General features: G+C 74.3%; 16 protein-coding genes. 8 read left to right on the forward strand and 8 right to left on the reverse strand.

All coding sequences use genetic code 11. The features are described 5' to 3' along the window. Positions 1–387: 387 nt before the first annotated feature. Together ACFV3E_RS30115 and ptsP are read left to right on the forward strand one after the other, a co-directional pair. Positions 388–837, forward strand: a complete 450-nt coding sequence (locus ACFV3E_RS30115; protein ID WP_500370771.1) for a PTS sugar transporter subunit IIA — start codon at positions 388–390, stop codon at positions 835–837. 80 nt (positions 838–917) lie between these two features. Further along, positions 918–2,588 (forward strand): phosphoenolpyruvate--protein phosphotransferase, encoded by a 1,671-nt coding sequence (gene ptsP / locus ACFV3E_RS30120; protein WP_500537534.1) that lies wholly within the window; start codon positions 918–920, stop codon positions 2,586–2,588. Between the two features lie 73 nt (positions 2,589–2,661). Here the strand turns inward: ptsP and ACFV3E_RS30125 are convergent, their stop codons facing one another. Further along, complete coding sequence (locus tag ACFV3E_RS30125) at positions 2,662–3,594, reverse strand: DUF8829 domain-containing protein (protein ID WP_500537535.1); 933 nt, start codon at positions 3,592–3,594, stop codon at positions 2,662–2,664. A 31-nt stretch (positions 3,595–3,625) separates the two neighbouring features. Then, positions 3,626–4,975: an MFS transporter gene (locus ACFV3E_RS30130; RefSeq protein WP_500537536.1), complete on the reverse strand. Its 1,350-nt coding sequence runs from the start codon at positions 4,973–4,975 to the stop codon at positions 3,626–3,628. Positions 4,976–5,022: 47 nt separating this feature from the next. On the opposite strand from ACFV3E_RS30130, the gene ACFV3E_RS30135 reads away from it, so the two are divergent. Beyond that, positions 5,023–6,342, forward strand: a complete 1,320-nt coding sequence (locus tag ACFV3E_RS30135) for an aminotransferase class I/II-fold pyridoxal phosphate-dependent enzyme (protein ID WP_500537537.1) — start codon at positions 5,023–5,025, stop codon at positions 6,340–6,342. Between the two features lie 33 nt (positions 6,343–6,375). On the opposite strand, the gene ACFV3E_RS30140 is transcribed toward ACFV3E_RS30135, so the two are convergent. Next, positions 6,376–8,391 carry an acetoacetate--CoA ligase gene (locus tag ACFV3E_RS30140; protein ID WP_500537538.1) on the reverse strand — a complete coding sequence of 672 codons (2,016 nt, stop codon included), beginning with the start codon at positions 8,389–8,391 and terminating at the stop codon, positions 6,376–6,378. Between the two features lie 220 nt (positions 8,392–8,611). On the opposite strand from ACFV3E_RS30140, the gene ACFV3E_RS30145 reads away from it, so the two are divergent. Next, the gene (locus ACFV3E_RS30145) at positions 8,612–10,966 is read left to right on the forward strand and encodes a glycoside hydrolase family 31 protein (protein ID WP_500537539.1); all 2,355 of its coding nucleotides are present in this window, start codon (positions 8,612–8,614) and stop codon (positions 10,964–10,966) included. Here the strand turns inward: ACFV3E_RS30145 and ACFV3E_RS30150 are convergent. After that, complete coding sequence (locus ACFV3E_RS30150) at positions 10,960–11,469, reverse strand: NUDIX domain-containing protein (RefSeq protein WP_500537540.1); 510 nt, start codon at positions 11,467–11,469, stop codon at positions 10,960–10,962. The genes ACFV3E_RS30145 and ACFV3E_RS30150 overlap by 7 nt on opposite strands. A gap of 116 nt (positions 11,470–11,585) precedes the next feature. Between ACFV3E_RS30150 and ACFV3E_RS30155 the strand changes: the two genes are divergently transcribed. Continuing rightward, positions 11,586–13,031, forward strand: coding sequence for a VWA domain-containing protein (locus ACFV3E_RS30155; RefSeq protein WP_500537541.1), 1,446 nt, complete (start codon positions 11,586–11,588; stop codon positions 13,029–13,031). On the opposite strand, the gene ACFV3E_RS30160 is transcribed toward ACFV3E_RS30155, so the two are convergent. Genes ACFV3E_RS30160 through ACFV3E_RS30175 form a run of 4 tightly spaced genes read right to left on the reverse strand, consistent with a single transcriptional unit; the run spans position 12,962 to position 17,232 of the window. Further along, positions 12,962–14,269, reverse strand: coding sequence for an adenylosuccinate synthetase (locus tag ACFV3E_RS30160; protein ID WP_500537542.1), 1,308 nt, complete (start codon positions 14,267–14,269; stop codon positions 12,962–12,964). The two genes, ACFV3E_RS30155 and ACFV3E_RS30160, sit on opposite strands and share 70 nt — an antisense overlap. A 29-nt stretch (positions 14,270–14,298) precedes the next feature. Further along, positions 14,299–15,303, reverse strand: a complete 1,005-nt coding sequence (locus tag ACFV3E_RS30165) for a hypothetical protein (protein WP_500537543.1) — start codon at positions 15,301–15,303, stop codon at positions 14,299–14,301. 28 nt (positions 15,304–15,331) lie between these two features. Further along, on the reverse strand, positions 15,332–16,357 hold the full coding sequence (locus ACFV3E_RS30170) for a molecular chaperone DnaJ (protein ID WP_500537544.1): 1,026 nt from the start codon (positions 16,355–16,357) through the stop codon (positions 15,332–15,334). Further along, complete coding sequence (locus ACFV3E_RS30175; RefSeq protein WP_500537545.1) at positions 16,354–17,232, reverse strand: NUDIX hydrolase; 879 nt, start codon at positions 17,230–17,232, stop codon at positions 16,354–16,356. Before ACFV3E_RS30175 ends, ACFV3E_RS30170 begins: the two co-directional genes overlap by 4 nt. 179 nt (positions 17,233–17,411) lie before the next feature. On the opposite strand from ACFV3E_RS30175, the gene ACFV3E_RS30180 reads away from it, so the two are divergent. The 3 genes from ACFV3E_RS30180 (at position 17,412) to ACFV3E_RS30190 (ending at position 19,930) form a co-directional block, all read left to right on the forward strand. Further along, positions 17,412–17,852 carry a Zn-ribbon domain-containing OB-fold protein gene (locus ACFV3E_RS30180; RefSeq protein WP_500537616.1) on the forward strand — a complete coding sequence of 147 codons (441 nt, stop codon included), beginning with the start codon at positions 17,412–17,414 and terminating at the stop codon, positions 17,850–17,852. Continuing rightward, the gene (locus ACFV3E_RS30185; RefSeq protein WP_500537546.1) at positions 17,849–19,045 is read left to right on the forward strand and encodes a lipid-transfer protein; all 1,197 of its coding nucleotides are present in this window, start codon (positions 17,849–17,851) and stop codon (positions 19,043–19,045) included. Before ACFV3E_RS30180 ends, ACFV3E_RS30185 begins: the two co-directional genes overlap by 4 nt. Positions 19,046–19,198: 153 nt before the next feature. After that, the gene (locus tag ACFV3E_RS30190) at positions 19,199–19,930 is read left to right on the forward strand and encodes an MIP/aquaporin family protein (RefSeq protein ID WP_500537547.1); all 732 of its coding nucleotides are present in this window, start codon (positions 19,199–19,201) and stop codon (positions 19,928–19,930) included. Positions 19,931–19,937: the final 7 nt, after the last annotated feature.

The raw sequence follows: 19,937 nt of genomic DNA on the forward strand, positions 1-19,937 counted from the left end.
TGGCGTTGACTTTTGGCACGCTGTTGAGTTCTCAAGGAACGGAAGCTTCCTTCGAGACCGTTTCACCGACCCCTCCGGGCTTTCCCTTCGTTGTCACCAGCTTATCAGACTCTTTCGGGCCCGATTCCCGCCGGCGGGGAATTCCTGCTTTTGCGTTTCTGCCTTTCGGCTTTCGCGCTCCCCGACTTTAGCAGATGCTTTCCGTCGGATTTACCGCACCGATCTGAGCACGCACGTCTCCGTGGCGTTCTCGTCGCGGGGGTTGACCCAACGTACTGGAGGCGCCCGGTCGGAGCAAATCGAGGTGGCGCGCGGTGGCGTGGTGTGCCGGGCCTCGAGGGGGTGGCAGACTTGAGTGGTCTGGACCACTTGCTTGGAGGCTTCATCATGACGACTGTCTCGTCGCCCCTGACCGGGCGCGTCATCGGTCTGGCCGCGGTGCCCGACCCCGTGTTCTCCGGTGCCATGGTGGGGCCCGGCACGGCGATCGATCCCGTGCGCGAGCCGTCGGTGGCCGTGTCGCCGGTGGACGGTGTGGTCGTGTCCCTGCACGCGCACGCGTTCGTCGTGGTGGACGCGGACGGGCACGGGGTGCTGACCCATCTCGGCATCGACACGGTGCAGCTGAACGGCGAGGGCTTCGAGGTGCTCGTCAACAAGGGCGACACCGTGGTGCGCGGCCAGGAGATGGTGCGCTGGGACCCCGCGGCGGTCGAGGCCGCCGGCAAGTCCCCGGTGTGCCCGGTGGTGGCGCTGGAGGCGGCGGCCGAGGCGCTGACCGGTCTGGTCGGGGACGGAGAGGTGACCGCCGGGGCCACGCTCTTCTCTTGGACGTAGCCTTTTCGGCAAGGCCACTCCCGACGCATACACACAGGCAACGCGGTCGCGAGCGTCCGCGACAACCGGAGACGGGTGAGATGGAGACAACGCTGCGAGGCGTCGGTGTCAGCCACGGCGTGGCGATCGGCGAGGTACGGCACATGGGGACCGCGGTTCTCGAGCCTCCGGCCAAGCAGATTCCGGCCGACGAGGCGCCGCGGGAGCAGGCCCGGGCGCGTCAGGCGGTCGAGGCGGTGGCCAACGACCTGATCGCGCGCGGCAATCTGGCCGGCGGCGAGGCGCAGGCGGTGCTGGAGGCACAGGCGCTGATGGCGCAGGACCCCGAGCTGATGGCCGACGTGGAGCGCCGTATCGCGGTGGGCAGCTCGGCGGAGCGCGCGGTGTACGACGCGTTCGCCTCCTACCGTGCGCTGCTCGCCAACGCGGGCGAGTACCTGGCGGGACGCGTCGCGGACCTGGACGACGTCCGCAACCGGATCGTGGCGCGGCTGCTCGGGGTGCCGATGCCCGGCGTCCCGGACAGCGACGAGCCGTACGTGCTGATCGCGCGGGACCTGGCGCCGGCCGACACCGCGCTGCTGGACCCGTCGCTGGTGCTCGGCTTCGTGACCGAGGAGGGCGGGCCGACCAGCCACAGCGCGATCCTCGCGCGTGCGCTGGGGGTGCCCGCCGTGGTGGCGCTGCCGGGTGCCACGGAGCTGGCGGAGGGCACGGTCATCGCCGTGGACGGCAGCACCGGCGACATCTACGTCGACCCGGACAAGGACCGGCGGGCCGAGCTGGCGAAGGCCGCGGAGGAGCGCAGGGCGGCGCTGGCCGCGACCTCGGGGCCGGGTGCCACGTCGGACGGGCACAAGGTGCCGCTGCTGGCGAACGTCGGCGGTCCCGCGGACGTCGAGGCGGCCGTGAAGGCGGGCGCGGAGGGCGTGGGTCTGTTCCGCACGGAGTTCCTCTTCCTGGACGACTCCCGGAAGGCGCCGTCGGAGGAGAAGCAGGTCGAGGCGTACCGGCAGGTGCTGGAGGCCTTCCCCGAGGGCCGGGTCGTGGTCCGGGTGCTGGACGCGGGTGCCGACAAGCCGCTGGAGTTCCTGACGCCCGCGGACGAGCCGAACCCGGCGCTGGGCGTGCGGGGCCTGCGGACGCTGCTCGCCCACCCCGATGTGCTGCACACGCAGCTGCGGGCGCTCGCCAAGGCCGCCGAGGGCCTGCCGGTGTACCTCGAGGTGATGGCACCGATGGTGGCGGACCGCATCGACGCCAAGGCGTTCGCGGACGCGTGCCGGGAGGCCGGACTGCACGCGAAGTTCGGCGCGATGGTGGAGATCCCGTCGGCGGCCCTGCGGGCACGGTCGATCCTGCAGGAGGTCGAGTTCCTCTCGCTGGGGACGAACGACCTGGCGCAGTACACCTTCGCGGCGGACCGGCAGGTCGGTTCGGTCTCGCGGCTGCAGGATCCGTGGCAGCCGGCGCTGCTGGACCTGGTGTCCGCGGCGGCCGAGGCCGCGCGGGCCGAGGGCAAGAGCTGCGGTGTGTGCGGTGAGGCGGCCTCCGATCCGCTGCTGGCGTGCGTGCTGACGGGTCTGGGTGTGACGAGCCTGTCGATGGGCGCGGCGTCGATCCCCTACGTGCGGGCGACGCTGGCGAAGTACACCCTGGCGCAGTGCGAGCGGGCGGCGGCGGCCGCCCGGGCGACCGACACGGCCGACGAGGCGCGGCGCGCGGCGCAGGCGGTGCTGTCCGGGGAGTGATGGCTTCCCGTCCTCCCGAGGGGCGTCCCACCGGTGGTGGGGCGCCCCTCGGCGTTCCCGGGCTCCGCCGTGCTCAGCCGTCCTCCGGCGGCGGGAGGACGAATCCCGGGCGGTGGACGACGCCGGGCTCCGGGGGTACGGGGTCGCCGGACTCGGCGTCGGTGCAGTAGGCGTTGAAGACCTGTGCCTCCGTGAGGGGTTGGAGCCAGCCGTCGCGCAGCGTCCAGCCGCGGACTTCGTCCGGGCGGTCGGGCGGGGGCTGGCCGGTGCCCGTGCCGCTGCGCAGGACGAGGCCGCCGGGGCTGTCCTCGGCGAGCCCGGCGGCGATGACGGTGCAGCAGACCAGGGCCTCGGCCTCGACGAGGTGGACCATGCCCTGCTCGTCGCAGCGGGCGTGCATGGCGGCGAGCAGTGTGGTGCCCTCGGCGGGCACGCTGCACACGAGGTGGTGGTGGCCGGGCCCCGCGGCTTCGAGGAGGCGCATCAGGGCCTGGGAGGCGCGGTCGAAGGAGGTGCGGGCGAGGTCGTCGCCGCAGCCGGCGCAGTCCCCCGCGCGGGCCAGGATGCCGGAGGCCCGTTCCCAGGTGGCCTGGCGGCCCGCCTCGTACTCGAGCTCGGTGACGAGGTGTTCCAGGGGCTGTCCCGTGTAGGGGACGGTGGGGCCGGCCGTGGTGACGTCGGCGGCGTATCGCGTGCGGGAGCGTGAGGTGTCGGGGTCGTGGCCGGTGTCGGCGCAGTACTCGGCGTACTCGGCCGGGTCGAAGGGCCCGACGCGGACGTGGATGCCTCGGGAGGCGAGCGACCGCAGCAGGCCCTCGATCTGCCGCAGGTAGCTCGTGTGGTCGTCGAAGGTGAAACTGCGGTAGCCGCGCATGGCGTCGAAGTCGGCGCGGTCGGTGAGGACGGCGACGGTGGTCGGTGACTCGCGGCGCAGGGTGCGCCGGCCGGTCCTCGCGTTGCGGCGGGCGGGGCGGCTGCTCTGCTTGCGGTGCTTGGTGTGTGCCATGACGGCTCCCCCTCGGTACGGCGGTCAACTGTCACTCACCGTAATCGCCGCCACTGACAGTGAGCGTCCCGCTGGGGACGGCGAGGGTCTTCGGGGCCGCGGCCCCGGGGCGTTCGGCGGCGTCCAGCCGGTCCAGGCGGCGGCGTACGAGGGTGCGCTGGCCGACGGAGACGGCGGCGAGTCCGGCGCCGAGGCCGAGCCAGCCGAGCGGGCCGGCGGCCATGACGGCGGAGGTGAGCAGCACCGGGCCGGCCGAGCGCTGGGCCGACTGCGCGAGTCCGTGGACGCCGAGGTAGGCGCCCTGGGACCGGCCGGGGGCGAGGGCGAGGGACAACTCCCAGGAGATCGCGGCGTGGACGATCTCCGCGGCGGTGAAGGCCGTGGCGGCGACGACGAGGGCGACGACGGCGGTCCCCGTCGAGTCCACGGCCGAGACGGCCATGGCGCCGCCCGCGACGAGGAAGGCGACGCCGAGCAGCGGCAGGGAGGCGGCGGCCCTGCGCGGCTCGTCCCCGAGGCGGCTGAGGCGGACCTGGAAGATCACGACGAGGACGTTGTTGAGCACGAAGAGCAGGGCGACGAGGCTGTGCGGGGCGACGGTCGCGGTGGCGATCCACAGGGGCAGGCCGATGTTGAGCGCCGTGTCGTCGAGGAACAGCAGGGTCTCGGTGGCGGTGTAGGCGAGGTAGCCACGGTCGCGCCAGGGGCTGGCGGCCGCTGTCTTCGTCCGGGGCGGTTCCCCGCCGGTGGCGGCGGGCGCGCCGGCCACCACGCGTGCGGGGGACGGCGGTTCGGCGCAGCGCAGGACGAGCAGGGCGGCGCCGGCGAAGGAGAGTGCGTCCCCGATGAGCATGGTGCGGTAGGCGGTGTCGGTGCCGATGGCCAGGGCGACGGCGGCGGCGAGGCCGCCGATGCCGAACCCGATGTTGACCACGGTGCGCTGGAGGGCCTGGTAGCGGACGCGGTCCGGGCCGGCGACGCGTGCGGCGTACAGCTTGGTGAGGACCGAGGCGGCGCGGTCGCCGAGGCTGCCGAGCGCGGCGATGGGCAGCAGGAGCCAGAGGGTGCCGGTGAGCAGGATGCCGACGGCGGCCGCGGCGCGCAGGGCGTGGACGGCCGGGAGCAGCCGGGTGAGCGGCACGCGGTCCGCGACCCGGCCCGCGACGGGGGTGCCCGCGATGCCCACGGCACCGGCGACGCCGAGCAGGAGGCCGATCTCGTGCGGGGCGAGTCCGGCGACGTAGGTGTAGTAGAGCGCCGAAGTGCCGTACCAGAGGCCGGATCCGGCCTTGTCGGTGAGGCTCACCCAGAGCATGCGGCGGCCGTCGCGGCCGCCCGGTACGAGGTCCTCGATGTCGCTGCGGCTGCGAGGGAATCGCATGCACTGCCCCCTTGACCCAAAGTTTGTATTGATACATACTTACGAATGTGGCAGCACAATATGCGATCAGCGGTACCAGCGCCAAGGGCATTGCCGCGTCCGTCGAACGGGGCGTGGCCGACGGGGCGTTGTCGCCCGGGGCCGCGCTCCCGCCGGTACGGACGCTGGCCGATCGCCTGGGAGTCAGTCCCGGCACGGTGGCGACCGCCTACAAGGAGCTCCGGCAGCGCGGGATCGTCGTCACGCGCGGACGCGGCGGCACCGTCGTCGCACAGGCGCCGGCCGTGGCGTCCAGGAGGCCGCCGAAGGTGCCCGCCGGACTGCGGGACCTGGCGGGCGGCCACCCGGACCCGGCGTTCCTGCCGGAGCTGCCGCCGTCGGTGCAGGTGACGCCCGGGGTGCGCTCGCACCGGTCGGCTCCGCGCCTTCGCGAGCTGGAGGAGCTGACCCGCGCGTGGTTCGACCGCGACGGGGTGCCGGCGGACGACGTGACGTTCGCGCACAGCGCGCTCGACTGCGTCGGGCGGCTGCTCTCCGTCGAACTGCGGCCCGGCGACGCGGTGGCGATGGAGGATCCGGGCTACCACCATCTGCTCGACCTGGTGCCCGCGCTGGGACTGCGCATGGTGCCGGTCGCGGTCGACGACGAGGGCATGCGGCCCGAGGCGGTGCGCGACGCGCTGCGGGCCGGGGCGCGGGCGGTGGTGTGCAGTCCGCGCTCCCAGAACCCGTACGGCGGGTGCTTCTCGCCGGAGCGGCGGGACGCGCTGCTCGGCGTGCTGCGGGAGGCGCCCGACGTCCTCGTGGTCGAGAACGACCACGCCGCGGAGATCGCGGGCGTGCCGCTGCACAGCCTGACCTCAGGGGGGCTGCCGCGCTGGGCGCAGGTGCGCACGGTCACCAAGTACCTGGGCACGGACCTGCGGTGGGCGGCCCTCGCCTGCGACCCGACGACGCTGGCGCGGCACGACGGGCGGCTGCTGCTGACCTCGGGGTGGATCAGTCATGTGCTGCAGGGGATGGCCGCGCGGCTGATGACGGACGCGGCGGCGCGGCTGCTGGTGGAGGCCGCACGGGACGCGTACGCGGAGCGGCGGGAGGCGCTGGTCGCGGAGCTGGGGGAGCGCGGGATCGCGGCGCACGGGGCGAGCGGGCTGAACGTGTGGGTGCCGGTGCGGGACGAGGCGGCGGTGGTGAACGGCCTGCGGTCGCGCGGGTGGTGGGTGGCGGCGGGGGCGAGGTTCCGGCTCGCGGCGGGGCCCGGGGTGCGCATCACGACCGCGGGGCTGCGGCCCGCGGAGGCGGCTGCCCTGGCCGCCGACTTCGCCGGCGTCCTGGGCGAGTTCGGCACGACGTACGGGGGGTGAGGGCGGGCCGGGCCCGCCTCACCCCCGCGGCGCTCAGCTGCGGGTGCGGGCCAGGTCCGCGTAGAACCTGAGCAGCCCCAGGTCGTCGACGGAGCCCGGGTTGACGGCCTTGTCCAGCGGCGTGCCCTGCAGCAGCTTCTTCACCGGGACCTCGATGCGCTTGCCGGTGAGGGTGTGCGGGATGCCGGGGACCGGGATGATCTCGTCGGGGACGTGGCGGGGGGAGAGCTGTTCGCGGATGGTGCGCTTGACCTTGTCGCGGAGGGCGTCGTCGAGCACCGCGCCCTCGGCGAGCTGGACGAACAGCGGCATCCAGTAACCGCCGTCGGGCTGCTCGACGCCGATGACGAGCGACTCGCGGATCTCCGGGAGCCGTTCGACGGCCTCGTAGATGTCGGCGGAGCCCATGCGGACGCCCTGGCGGTTGAGGGTGGAGTCGGAACGGCCGTGGATGACCACCGTGCCGCGCGAGGTCAGGGTGATCCAGTCGCCGTGCCGCCAGACGCCCGGGAACATCTCGAAGTAACTGTCGTGGTAGCGGCTGCCGTCGGGGTCGTTCCAGAAGTGGATGGGCATCGACGGCATCGGGTTGGTGACGACCAGCTCGCCGACCTCGTCGGTGACCGGCTTGCCGTACGGGTCCCAGGCCTGCAGGTCGGTGCCGAGGCAGGGGGCCTGGAGCTCACCGATGTACACCGGCAGGGTGGGGACGCCGCCCGCGAAGCAGCTGCACACGTCGGTGCCGCCGCTGACGGAGGCGATCCACAGGTCCTCCTTGACCTCGTCGTGGATCCAGCGGAAGCCGTCCGGCGGGAGCGGGGAGCCGGTGGTGGCCACGCACGTGACGGCCGACAGGTCGTGGTCGCGGCCTGGGTGGACGCCGGCCTTGCGGCAGGCGATGACGTACGCGGCGGAGGTGCCGAAGACGGTGGTTCCGGTGCGCTCGGCCACGCCCCACTGGGCGCCGGTGTCGGGGAAGCCGGGGCTGCCGTCGTACAGGACGATCGTGGAGCCCGCGAGCAGGCCGCCGACGAGGAAGTTCCACATCATCCAGCCGGTGGAGGTGTACCAGAAGAACCGGTCCCGCGGCCCGAGGTCGAGGTGGAGGCCGGTCTGCTTGAGGTGCTCCAGCAGGATGCCGCCCTGGGACTGGACGATGGCCTTGGGCAGGCCGGTGGTGCCGGAGGAGTAGAGCACCCACAGCGGGTGGTCGAAGGGGACCTGTTCGTACGCCGGCTCGGGGTCGCCGGAGACCAGGGACTCCCACTCCAGTGCGCCCTCGGGGACGGGCGTGCCCAGCAGCGGGATGTGCACGACGGCGCGCAGCGAGGGCAGTTCGGCACGCAGCTCGGCGACGACGCCGGTGCGGTCGTGCTCCTTTCCGCCGTAGCGGTAGCCGTCGACGGTGAACAGGACGACGGGCTCGACCTGCTGGAAGCGGTCCAGCACGCTGCGGGCGCCGAAGTCCGGCGCGCAGGAGGTCCACACGCCGCCGACGGCGGCGGTGGCCAGCAGGGCGACGACGGCCTGGGGGACGTTGGGCAGGTAGCCGCTGACCCGGTCGCCGGGGCGGACGCCGAGGGCGCGCAGCTCGTGGGCGAGGGAGGCGACCTGGCGGCGCAGCTCGGCCCAGCTGGTGGCGCCGATCTCGTGCCGCTCGTCGAGGTGGAGCAGGGCGGGCTCACCGGCCCGGGCGGCGTCGCCGGCGGGACGCAGGGCGTGCTCGGCGTAGTTGAGCGTGGCCCCGGGGAACCACTTCGCTCCGGGCATGGCGGCGTCGGCGAGGACGGTCTCGTACGGGGAGGAGAAGCGCACGTCGAACCACTCGACGACCGACCGCCAGAAGGTCCCGGGCTCGCGCACCGACCAGGCGTGCAGCGCGTGGTAGCCGGCGACGGGGTCGGCGGTGTCGGGGGCGGGCGCGCCATGGTGCTCGGCGGCCCAGGCCTGGAAGCGCGTCACCTGGGCACCGGAGACTCGGTCCGGGCCGGGCTGCCACAGGGGCTGCTCGGGCGCCGGGTCGGCGGTGGGCTCAGGTGTGGTGCTCATGGGGCGGCTCCCGGACGGTACGCGACGCTGCGTGATGTGCGGCTGGACCCCGGCCGGGCGGAATGTCCCCGGTCGCGGCTGGGCAGGACGATGCCACGTGATCGTCTCCGGCGCCAGGGCACACCCCACACATTCGGAGGTGGAAGCATGTGCCGGGCCGCCAGGTGGAAGGTGGCCGGCCGGCGGCGGGGCGGGCGGGAACGGTGAAAGGGTGGGCCTTATGGATGCTCGGGACCTGGTGCGACAGGTACTGCAGGTCGGATCGGCGAACGGGCTGAGGGCGGTGCGCGCGGCGTGGCGCCGGCAACGCGCCGACGCGCGGGACCTCCCGCGGCGGGGGCCGGAGCGGGCGCGGGTGCCGGGGTCCGCCGAGGGCGCGGATCCGCTGCCGGGCGGCGGGGTGGTCCGCTTCGCCCGGTCGACCCTGCGGGTGCGGGTCGCGGCGGGCGGCGCGGTGTTCTGCGGCTGGGACGGTGCCGAGCCGGAGCCGTCGTACGCGCTGGACGGCGGCTGCCCCGACGCCGACACCCGGGCGGTCATCGAGCCCGACAAGGACGGCTGGCGGGTGGTGTCGGAGCGGATCACGGTGCTGGTCTCCCGGCACGGGGCGGTGGAGTTCCGCACGCCGGGAGGTCTGCTGCTCCGTCGTGACCTGCCGCCGCGCTGGTGGGACCCGGTGAACGCGGCGGAGGGCACGGAACCGCGCTGGGTGCAGCGCTCGGAGACGCCGGCGGACGCGGACGTGTTCGGGCTCGGCGGGCGGGCCTCGGGGCCGCGGCTGGGCGAGGGCGCGTACCGGCTGTGGAACACCGACCCCGGCGGCGCCTTCGAGCCGGAGACCGATCCGCTGTACATCACCATGCCGCTGCAGCTGGTCGTCGCCGACGCGGGCAGCCATCTGGTCTTCCACGACAACACCTGGGACGGCCGGGTGACCCTGCGCGACGGCGAGGAGGGCGCGGGATCGGGCCACGACCGCCCCGGCGGCTGCGAGACGCGGATGGACGGCGGCCCGCTGCGCTACTGGGTGATCCCCGGCACGCCCGCGCGGATCCTGGCCTCCTGGACCGCGCTGACCGGCCGGCCCGCGCTGCCGCCGCGCTGGGCGCTGGGGTACCAGCACTCGCGGTGGGGCTTCGGCACGGCGGCGGAGGTGCGGCGGGTCGCGGCGGGTTACCGAGAGCGCGGACTGCCGCTGTCGGCGCTGCACCTGGACATCGACCACTACGACGGCCACCGGGTCTTCACCGTCGACCGCGAGCACTTCCCCGACCTGCCCGCGCTCGCCGAGGAGTTGCGCGGGCACGGGGTGCGCCTGGTGTCGATCGTGGACCCGGCGGTCAAGCTGGAGCCGGGCAACCCGGTCCACGACAGCGGGGCCGCGGCCGACGCCTTCGTGCGCGACGCGCAGGGGCGGCCGGTGCGCGGCGTGGTGTGGCCGGGCGACGCGGTCTTCCCCGACTTCACCGACCCCCGGGTGCGCAAGTGGTGGGGCGGGCTCTACGCGGAACGGCTCACGCAGGGCTTCGCCGGGGTGTGGCACGACATGAACGAACCGGTGTCCTTCGCCGCGTTCGGCGACACCACCCTCCCCCGCTCCGCCCGGCACGCCCTGGAGGGCCGCGGCGGCGACCACCGCGAGGCGCACAACGTGTACGGGCTGACCATGGCCCGGGCCGGACACGAGGGGCTGCGCGAACTGCGCCCCGGATCCCGGCCGTTCCTGTTCTCGCGTTCCGGCTGGGCGGGCATGCAGCGGTACGGCGGCACCTGGTCGGGCGACGTGTCGACGGGGTGGCCGGGGCTGCGTTCCTCGTTGTCGCTGGTACTGGGGCTCGGCCTGTGCGGGGTGCCGTACTCGGGGCCGGACGTGGGCGGGTTCACCGGGAACCCGTCGCCGGAGCTGTACCTGCGCTGGTTCCAGATGGCCGCGTACTTCCCGTTCTTCCGCACGCACTCGGCGATCCACGCCGGTCACCGCGAGCCGTGGGGGTTCGGGCCGCGGGTGCTGGAGGCGGCCGGGACGGCGATGCGCGGGCGGGAGCGGCTGATGCCGTACCTGTACACGCTGGCGCACACCGCGCGGCGTTCGGGCGCACCCTATGTGCGGCCGCTGTGGTGGGGCGATCCGGAGGACCGCAAGCTGCGTGCCTGCGGGGACGCCTTCCTGCTGGGGGACGCGCTGCTGGTGGCGCCGGTGCTGGAGCAGGGGGCGACGGAACGGGCGGTGCGGCTGCCGCGGGGCCTGTGGTACGACACCGCGACCGGGGAGGCGTACCAGGGGCCCGGGCAGGTGCTGTTGCCCGCGCCGCCGGAGCGCATCCCGGTGCTGGCCAGGGCCGGTGCCGTGGTGCCGGTGGCGGAGGAGGACGGCACCGTGACGCTGGAGGTGTGGACGCCCGCGCCCGGGCGCACCGGGGGCGGCATGCTGATCACCGACGCCGGGGACGGCTGGGCCGACCCGCGGGTGGAGCGCTTCGGCTCGCGGGTGGCGGACGGCGAGGTCGTCGTCGAGCGTGAGGAGCACGACGAAGTGGGGTACCGGGTGCGGGTGCGCGGCACGGCGGTTCAGTAGCGGCCGTCGAACCAGTTGCGCACCGCCTCTGTGTGCAGCGGGAAGGCCAGTTCCGCGGGGGCGAGGAGGAGTTCCCGGCCGTCGGTCTCGTCGGTGACGACGGCGGGCGGGAGGTCTTCGGCGGCACGCTCGGGCAGGAGGCCGAAGACCAGCAGGTGCCCCGTGTCGCCGCTGAGGGCGTCGGCGAGCCGTACCTCGCCCGCGGCCGCCTTGATGCCGGTCTCCTCGTCGAGTTCGCGGACCACGGCCTCCTGCCACGTCTCGCCGAGGTCCACGAAGCCGCCGGGAAGGGCGAGCAGTCCGCGCCGCGGCTCGATGGCCCGGCGCACGAGGAGCAGACCGGTGCCCTCCGGGGTGCGCACGGGCAGCAGGGCGACGGCGACCGGGAGCGGATTGCGGTACGTGATGCCGCCGCAGGCCGCGCAGGTGCGCGGCCAGCCCGCGCCGGGGGCGAACTCCGCACCGCAGCAGGAGCAGTGGCTGTCCTTCTGACGAGTGGTCACGCGCGGACTGTAGCGGACCGCGTCCCGGGGACCGGCCGGTTCCCTACGCGCTGTCGGGCACGGGTGTCGTGCGGAGCCCTGTCCGTCGCGGCGGGTGAGAGGGCACACTGGCGTCCGTGACACCCGAATCCCTCGGAAAAGGCGCCAATCTGCCGGTTCCCGTGCCCGCCGTGCGGGCCGTGCTCGACTGGACCGCGGGTCCCGGCGTGCCCGACGTCGACGCCTCGGCGCTGCTGCTGAGCGGCGACGGGCGCGTGCGCTCGGACGCCGACCTCGTGTTCTACAACCAGCCCGCGCACGCCTCCGGCGCCGTGCGGCACGCCGGTAAGCAGGCGGGGCCCGGACAGGCCTCGGACGCCCTCGACGTGGACCTGGCCCGTGTGGAGCCGGCGGTCGAACGGATCGTGCTGTGCGCCTCCGCGGACGGCGGCACCTTCGGTCAGGTGCCGGGGTTGCGGCTGCGGCTGCTGGACGCGCGCAACGGGGCCGAGATCGCGCGGTTCGACATGGGGGCGACGACCGAGACGGCGTTCCTCGGCGGTGAGCTGTACCGGCGCGAGGGGGTCTGGAAGTTCCGCGCCGTCGGGCAGGGCTGGAACTCCGGACTGGCCGGGCTCGCCACGGACTTCGGGATCACCGTGGACGCGCCTCAGCCGCCCGCGGCGCCGGCCGCACCGGCGCCCGCTCCGCCTCCCCCTGCGCCGCCGCTCCACCCGCGGCCCGCGCTGCCCGTGACGGTGCCCCCGCCGCCGCCCTTCCCGGCCGCGGCCGCTCCCCCGCCGCCGGCCGTCCGGCTCACCAAGGGCGAGGAGCACCTTCCTCCCGACATGCGCAAACGGCTCAGCCTGCGCAAGGAGCAGGTGGCCGTCAGCCTGCGCAAGCACGGCGCGGCGGGTGTCGTGGCGCGGGTGATCCTCGTGCTGGACGCGTCGGGCTCGATGAGCGGCCTGTACGCGCGCGGGGTCGTCGCCGACGTGGTCGAGCGCATGGCGGCGGTCGCGGCGCAACTGGACGACGACGGCGAGATGCAGGCGTGGACCTTCGCCTCGCACCCGGCACGGCTGCCGGACCTGCGGATCGCGGAACTGCCGCTGTGGCTGCGGCTGCACGTCCGGGTGGGCGAGCTGAGCCTGTTCGGCCGGCCCAAGAAACCCCGGCACGGACTGCAGCCGGGCCAGGTCGACATGCGGTTCGTCGGCATCCAGAACGAGGAGCAGAAGGTCATCGCCGAGGTCCGGGCGTTCGTGCGGGCGTACCCGACGGCGGCGCCGACGCTCGTGCTGTTCTTCTCCGACGGCGGTGTCTACCGCAACGCCCAGATCGAGCAGCAGTTGCGGGAGGCGGTGGAGGAGCCGGTGTTCTGGCAGTTCGTCGGCCTGGGCCGGGCCAACTACGGGGTGCTGGAGCGTTTCGACACCCTGCCGGGCCGGCGTGTGGACAACGTCGGGTTCTTCGCCGTGGACGACATCGCCACCGTGCCGGACGCGGAGCTCTACGACCGGCTCCTCTCGGAATTCCCCTCCTGGATGACGGCCGCGCGGCAGGCGGGGATCCTGCGCTGAACCTCCCGTTTGTCGGCGGCCGTCGGGCCGTGGGACTCCAGGACGACCGGCGCGCCGAGTGCCTCCCCCACCGCCTCCGACCAGGCGGCCGGATCGGGGCCGGGCACGTCCCAGCGTGCCGGACGCGCCGTCAGCAGCCGTTCGGTGAGGGCGGCCCGACGGCCGAGGTCCCCGGGCGGGGCGGTGGGCAGCCGCGTCTGCCCGGTGTCGTACGCGCGCACCAGCCGCAGCTGCGGGCAGCGGCGGGGCGCGTCGAGGTGGGTGACGGCGAGGGCGTCCACGCCGCCGCAGGCCTCGACGGCGTAGCGGTGGGCGACGGCGTCGAAGTGGCCGGTGCGGAAGGCTCCCTGCCAGGGGCCGTGGCCGTTGTGCGGTTCGGGCAGCAGCGGGGCGAGTTCGGGGTCCTCGGTGACGTGCGGTCCGGGGCCGTGGCGGGTGGTGTACGTCCGTACGACGCCGAGCCGGCGGGCCTCCTGACCGGCTTCCGCCAGCAGGGCCTCGGCGCCCGCGAACGTGGTCGTGGACCAGGTGGTGTAGGGGTGGAAACCGTGCCACTCGTCCAGGAGCACCCCCTGGGCGCCCTCGAGGACGACCCTGCCCTCGCGCAGGACGCGGGCGAGGTGGCCGTCGCCGGTGAGGGTGACGGCGCGGGCGAAGGCGGTGAAGGCGTCGGCGCAGTCCTCGGGCGGCGGGGCGGGCAGCCGGCGGCCGAACTCGTCGGCCAGGCGGTCGCGCAGCAGGCGCAGCTTGCGCAGCAGACGGGGGCGTGAGGCGCAGTCCCCCGCGGTGGGGGCGTCCTGCGGGTGGGCGAGGGCGTAGGCGGCGGTCTCGCCGATGCCCATGCCGCACGAACCGTGGCGGGCCGCGCCGCGGGCCTGCTCCCGCAGCCGGTTGGCGGCGGCGTGGTACGGGGTGGTGAGGCGGGCCGCGCGGTCGACGCTGAGCAGGGCGTACGGCGCGCGGACCCCGAGGGCGGCGAGGTGGTCGGCCTCGGCGGCCAGCGCGAGCGGGTCCACCATCATGAAGCGGGACAGGTGGGTGGCAACGCCCTGGAGGGTGCCGGAGCCGAACTGGGCGAAGGTGTGGTGGCGTCCGTCGGTGGTGACGACGTTGTGCGCCGCTTGGGCTCCGCCGTTGAAGCGGACCACCGCGCGGACCGGCCCGCTCGCGCAGAGCCGGTCCACGACGGTGCCCTTGCCGGCGTCGCCGTAGCCGAGGTCGACGACGATGGTGTGCACGGGGTCCTCCAGGGTCCTCCGGGAAGGGCCTACAGGCGGGTGGTGCCGGTGGCAGTGCCGTCGCCGTCGCCGGTGACGTCGATCAGGGGCGTGTCCGTCACCGCGACGGCCGCGCGGTCGCGGTCGAGGGCGGCGAGGGCCTTGCCGACGGAGCCGGTGGCGGCGGAGCCCAGGTCGGCGAGGTCTTCGAGGCCCTCGGCGAGGTCGATGGCCTCCTCGCCGAGCCCGATGGTGAGGGCGATGGTCTCGCAGACGGCGTCGAGGTCGTCGAGCTCGATGACGTTCTGGCCGAGGAGCCCCCGCCAGGTGCCGAGGACTTCGGTGTTGCCGACGTAGGAGGAGCCCGCCGGGAGGATGTAGTAGACGTCGAACTTCCGCTGCAGCTCGGCGACGATCCGCGTGACCGGGATGTCCTCGGCGAGGTCCTCGCCGAGGACGTCGCGCACCTCGCGCGCCTTGACCTTGCCGTAGGGCAGCTCGTCGCCGATCAGGAAGAGGTAGCCGCGGCGGCCGCGCTTGTCGTGGCAGTCGAGCGAGGTGTGCCGGGCCATCGCGTACATGGCGAGCTCGTAGGACTCGGTCATCTGGCCGCCGCCCCCGCCCTCCAGCAGGATGTTGCCGAGGTCGTCGTCCATGCGGTTGTCCGACTCGAACTGCCCCAGCTGGAGCGGGACCCGGTCGCAGGTGGCGTCGCCGACCGCGCCGAAGAGGATCTGCGGGTGCTCGGTGTAGCCCTTGCGCAGGAGCAGGCCGAAGAGCTCGGGGAGCTTGGTCTGCAGGACCTGCGGGACGGTGCGCATGGATCCGGTGACGTCGAACAGGACGGCGATGGCGAGCGAGGTGGGGTGCTCGTCGGAGTCGCGGCTCTCGCGGACGCCGATGTCCTTCGGGTCGAGCGAGGGGTACGCGGTCCAGGAACCGCGCGGCGCGGACGAGGTGACGCGGTCGCTGTAGGCGAAGGCGCCGGTGCCGCTGGCGGCGCGGTAGCGCGCGGCGGCGTCGTAGACGTTGGTGGACCAGCTTCCGCTGCCCATGGTGTTCCCCCTTGGTGTGTCGGGTGTGTCAGGTGTGTCGGGTGTCGCCGCCCGGCATGGTGAACGGGCGGAAGGTGCGCGGGCCGTAGAGACCTTCCAGGACGTCGTCGAGCTCCGCGAGCAGCCGCCACGCGTCGTGCGGGCGGCGGGCCTCGGCAGGGAGCGTGCAGCCGCGGAGGAAGGCGCGCAGCGGTCGCGGCGCGCGGTCCCCCATCAGCTGCTCGACGCAGCGCGAGGCGAGGTGGATGTCGGTGGCCTCGGTGGCGGGACGCCGGCCGGTGACCTCGGGTGGGTAGAGGGCGCGGTGCCGCTCGACGAGGGCGGGGACGGTAGCGCCGCGTTCGGTGGAGTAGCACCAGTCGACCAGCACGAGGCCGTGCTGTGCGGGGTGGATGAGGACGTGCTCGGGCAGGACGGCGCCGTGGACGAGGCCGGCCCGGTGCGCCCAGCCGAGGGCGACCAGCAGCCGGCGCCACATCCAGGCGGCGTCGCGAGGGTCGAGGCCGCCGGGGTGGACGGCGCGGACCTCGGCGAGGGTGTGGAAGCCGTGCAGCCGCTGGAGCGCGTTGACGCGGCGTTCGGTGCCGTCGGGGCCGCGGTGGCGGAAGGACTCGGCCAGGCGGGGTGCGTAGGCACGGTGGCGGGCGTCGGCGACGCGGTGCAGCCGGGTGAGGGCGTCGGCCTCCCGCTCCATCAGGTCGTTGTCGGCGGGCCGCCGGGGGATCTTCAAGGCGGTGCCGGGCCCGGCGGCCCGCAGCACCGCGAGGTCGCCCTCGGCGAGGACGGGCCCCAGCGGGTACACGCCGCGGGCGGTGGTGAGGGCCGGGCCGTCGCCAGTGTGCCGCCGCCACAGGGCGGTGAGGCGGACGAAGGCGGCCTCGGCCTCGTCAGCGCGCCCGGGCGGGGCCGTGTCGGGGTGGAGCAGCCGGGCGAGCCGGCGGTAGTGCCGGGCGGCCTCGCCGGCGTCCATCGGGAAGGGCCGGCCGAGGGCGGCCAGGGCGTCGTCGAAGGTGCGGACGCGATGTGCGGACGCGGAGCGCGTCGTGGCGGTCATCGGACACTGTCCTCACGGTCGGGGCGGAGCAGTGCGGGGTGCAGGAGGCGGGCGTCACCGGCACGGTAGAGGCGGGCCCGGGGGCCGCCCTTGGAGCCGCCGCGGCCGGCGGTGGTGCCGGTGGACTCGACGAAGCCCGGCACCGACAGGACCTTGCGGTGGAAGTTCCCTGCGTGCAGGGTGCGGCCCCAGACCGCCTCGTAGACCGAGCGGAGCTCGGTGACGGTGAACTCCTCGCCGAGGAAGGCGGTGGCCAGCGGGGTGTACTCGATCTTGGCGCGGGCCCGGTCGAGGCCTTCGGCGAGGATCGTGCCGTGGTCGAAGGCGAGGTCGGCGGCGAGGCCTTGTGCCTGGCCGGACCGGCGGCCGGAACCACCCCCGTGGATCCCGGCCGGCCGGTCCTGCTCCTTGGGACGCGCGGTGGCGGCGTCCGGTTTCGCCTGCGCTGCGAGTGCCTCGACCGGCACCCACTCGGCCGCCGCGGCGTCGCTGCCGGCCCGCGCCTCGGGGAGGTCCGGGGCGAAGGCGAGGTAGGCGACGGAGACGACGTGCATGCGCGGGTCGCGGTCGGGGCGGCCGTAGGAGCCGAGCTGTTCGAGGTGGACGCGGCCGAGGCCGCGTGCCGCGTCGAGCCCGGTCTCCTCGGCCAGTTCACGGGCCGCGGCCTCGTCCAGGGACTCGCGTCCGGCCTGGACGAATCCGCCGGGCAGTGCCCAGGCACCTTCGTACAGCGGGCCGCCGCGGCGCACCAGCAGGACGTGCAGGGCACCTTGACGCAGCGTCAGGGCGACGACGTCGACGGTCACGGCGATGGGCTCGAAGGCTCGCGGGTCATAGGCGGCGAGGAACGCGTCCTCACCCTGCCGGTCCGCCATCGTGCGCCACCCCTCGCCTGTTGTTCTCACTTCGAGTATTTCTCGCTTCGAGAAGAACTTAGCACCGGGCACCGACACGGTCCACCCCGTTCCGCCGTACGGCCCGTCCGTGGGACACTTCTGACGATCCGTCAGTTCGAATGGGGAGGGGGCCGGACGTGGCACGGTCGCGGAAACCCGTGGTGACGGGCTGGTTCACACACGACACGGCGGACCAGGACGGCTTCCGGCTGCTCGGCACCCGTTGCCGCGGCTGCGGCGCGGTGTTCTTCCCCCGCGAGGACCACACCTGCCGCAACCCGGCCTGCGACGGCGCCGAAGGGGACCTGGAGGAGGTCCCGCTGTCGCGGCGGGGCCGCGTCTGGTCGTACACCGACGCCCGCTACCGGCCGCCCGCCCCGTACCTCTCCGACCCCTCACGCGCCTGGGAACCCCGCGCCCTGGTGGCGGTGGAACTGACGGCGGAACGGATGATCGTGCTCGGGCAGGCCGCGCCCGGGACGGGCGTGGCCGATCTGGCCGTCGGCATGGAGGTCGAGCTGGTGCCCGGCGTGCTCTACGAGGACGCGGAGCACACCTGGACCACCTGGCACTGGCGTCCCGTGGGAGGCGGACGATGAGCCATGACGTGGCCGTGCTCGGCGTCGGCATGCACCCCTGGGGCAAGTGGGGCCGCCCCTTCACCCGGTACGGGGTCGCGGCGGCGCGCGCCGCGCTCGCCGACGCCGGGCTGGACTGGCGGGACGTCGGACTGGTCGTCGGTGCGGACACGGTGCGCGGCGGCTACCCCGGCTACGTGGCCGGGGCGGCCTTCGCCCAGGCGCTGGGCTGGCAGGGCGCCCGCGTGGCCAGCGTCTACGCCGCCTGCGCCTCCGGGGCCCAGGCGCTCGACGCCGCCCGGGCCCGTATCCTCGCCGGCCTGGTGGACACCGCCCTGGTCGTCGGCGCGGACGCGGCCCCCAAGGGCTTCTTCGCACCCGCCGGGGGAGACCGGCCCGACGACCCGGACTGGCTGCGCTTCCGCGTGCTCGGGGCCACCAACCCCACCTACTTCGGGCTGTACGCGCGCCGCCGCATGGCCCTGCACGGCGACACTCCCGAGGACTTCGCGCAGGTCAAGGTGAAGAACGCGGCCGCCGGCGCGGCCAACCCGCTCGCCCGCTACCGGACGCCGGTCACGGCCGCGGAAGTGGCGGCCTCCCCCGTCGTCGCCGACCCGCTGCGGCTGCTCGACATCTGCGCCACCTCCGACGGGGGCGCCGCCGTCGTCCTGTCCAGCCTGGACTTCGCCCGGCGCCGCGCGACGGCGGATCCGGTGCGGATCCGCGCGGTCTCCACCGTCACCCCGGTCTATCCGCGCACCGTGCCCGACCTCCCCGACATCGCCACCGACTCCGCCCTCGCCGCCGCGCCCCGGGACCCGGCCGGCGGTTTCCGGGCGGCCGTCGCCCGCGCAGCGTACGAGGAGGCCGGCATCGGTCCCGAGGACCTGGACATGGCGGAGGTGTACGACCTGTCGACGGCGCTGGAGCTGGACTGGTACGAGGACCTCGGCCTGTGCCCGCCGGGCGGGGCGGTGAAGCTGCTGCGCGACGGGGCCACGTCGCTCGGGGGGCGGATTCCGGTCAATCCCAGCGGCGGTCTGGCCTCCTTCGGGGAGGCCGTGCCCGCCCAGGCGCTCGCCCAGGTGTGCGAGCTGACCTGGCAGTTGCGCGGCCGGTCGGGGCCCCGGCAGGTCACCGGGGCCCGCGTGGGGGTGACGGCGAACCAAGGCCTGTTCGGGCACGGCTCGTCGGTGGTCGTAATCAGGTGATCTGTCCGATACCTTGACGCTCCATCACCCCGCGACAACACTTCCGGGTGGCGCGGAGGCCGGGCGGGAGGCGGGACCCTCCGTACCCGGGTCTCCGTGCGCCATTCTCTGGCGGCGCATGCCCGACACGTGCGCCTGCACGAAGGAGCCGTCATGTATTCCAACGGAGACGTCTTTGTCGGCGAGATCATCGGAACGGCGATCCTGATCCTGTTCGGCGCCGGCGTGGTGGCCGGGGTGCTCCTCCACCACTCGAAGGCCCGGGCATCCGGGTGGATCGTCATCTCGTTCGGCTGGGGCCTCGGGGTCCTGGCCGGCGCGTACACCGCCGGCCCGCTGTCCGGCGGGCAGCTGAACCCCGCCGTGACCTTCGGCGTCGCCATCAGCTCGGGCAAGTGGAGCCAGGTGCCGGTCTACCTCGCCGGGCAGATCATCGGCGCGATGCTGGGCGCCGTCCTGTGCTGGCTGGTGTACTACGGCCAGTTCGCGGCGAACCGCGCAGAGGAGACCCGTCAGCCCACGCTCGCCGTCTTCTCCACCGTCCCCGAGATCCGCGTCTGGTGGCAGAATTTGATCACGGAGGCGATCGCCACCATGAGTCTCGTCCTGCCGATCCTGGCCTTCGGCCTCAGCAAGGGCCTCGGCGAGACCGGCACCGGCACCCTGATCGTGGCGCTGCTCGTGACCGGCATCGGGCTCTCCCTGGGCGGTCCCACCGGCTACGCCATCAACCCGGCCCGCGACCTCGGGCCGCGCATCGTCCACTCCGTCCTGCCGATCCCGTTCAAGGGCACCTCCGACTGGGCGTACGCCTGGATCCCGGTGGCCGGCCCGCTGATCGGCGGTGCACTGTCCGGTCTCATCTACAACGTCGCGTTCAAGTGAGGCGGTC

Source organism: Streptomyces sp. NPDC059718, from assembly GCF_042733315.1.
Lineage (GTDB): Bacteria > Actinomycetota > Actinomycetes > Streptomycetales > Streptomycetaceae > Actinacidiphila.

Bases quoted from the DNA above. Each gene is read 5' to 3' on its own strand.
- ACFV3E_RS30115 (WP_500370771.1), top strand. From the start codon at position 388: ATGACGACTGTCTCGTCGCCCCTGACCGGGCGCGTCATCGGTCTGGCC.
- ptsP (WP_500537534.1), top strand. From the start codon at position 918: ATGGAGACAACGCTGCGAGGCGTCGGTGTCAGCCACGGCGTGGCGATC.
- ACFV3E_RS30125 (WP_500537535.1), bottom strand. From the start codon at position 3,594: ATGGCACACACCAAGCACCGCAAGCAGAGCAGCCGCCCCGCCCGCCGC.
- ACFV3E_RS30130 (WP_500537536.1), bottom strand. From the start codon at position 4,975: ATGCGATTCCCTCGCAGCCGCAGCGACATCGAGGACCTCGTACCGGGC.
- ACFV3E_RS30140 (WP_500537538.1), bottom strand. From the start codon at position 8,391: ATGAGCACCACACCTGAGCCCACCGCCGACCCGGCGCCCGAGCAGCCC.
- ACFV3E_RS30145 (WP_500537539.1), top strand. From the start codon at position 8,612: ATGGATGCTCGGGACCTGGTGCGACAGGTACTGCAGGTCGGATCGGCG.
- ACFV3E_RS30165 (WP_500537543.1), bottom strand. From the start codon at position 15,303: ATGGGCAGCGGAAGCTGGTCCACCAACGTCTACGACGCCGCCGCGCGC.
- ACFV3E_RS30170 (WP_500537544.1), bottom strand. From the start codon at position 16,357: ATGACCGCCACGACGCGCTCCGCGTCCGCACATCGCGTCCGCACCTTC.
- ACFV3E_RS30175 (WP_500537545.1), bottom strand. From the start codon at position 17,232: ATGGCGGACCGGCAGGGTGAGGACGCGTTCCTCGCCGCCTATGACCCG.
- ACFV3E_RS30185 (WP_500537546.1), top strand. From the start codon at position 17,849: ATGAGCCATGACGTGGCCGTGCTCGGCGTCGGCATGCACCCCTGGGGC.
- ACFV3E_RS30190 (WP_500537547.1), top strand. From the start codon at position 19,199: ATGTATTCCAACGGAGACGTCTTTGTCGGCGAGATCATCGGAACGGCG.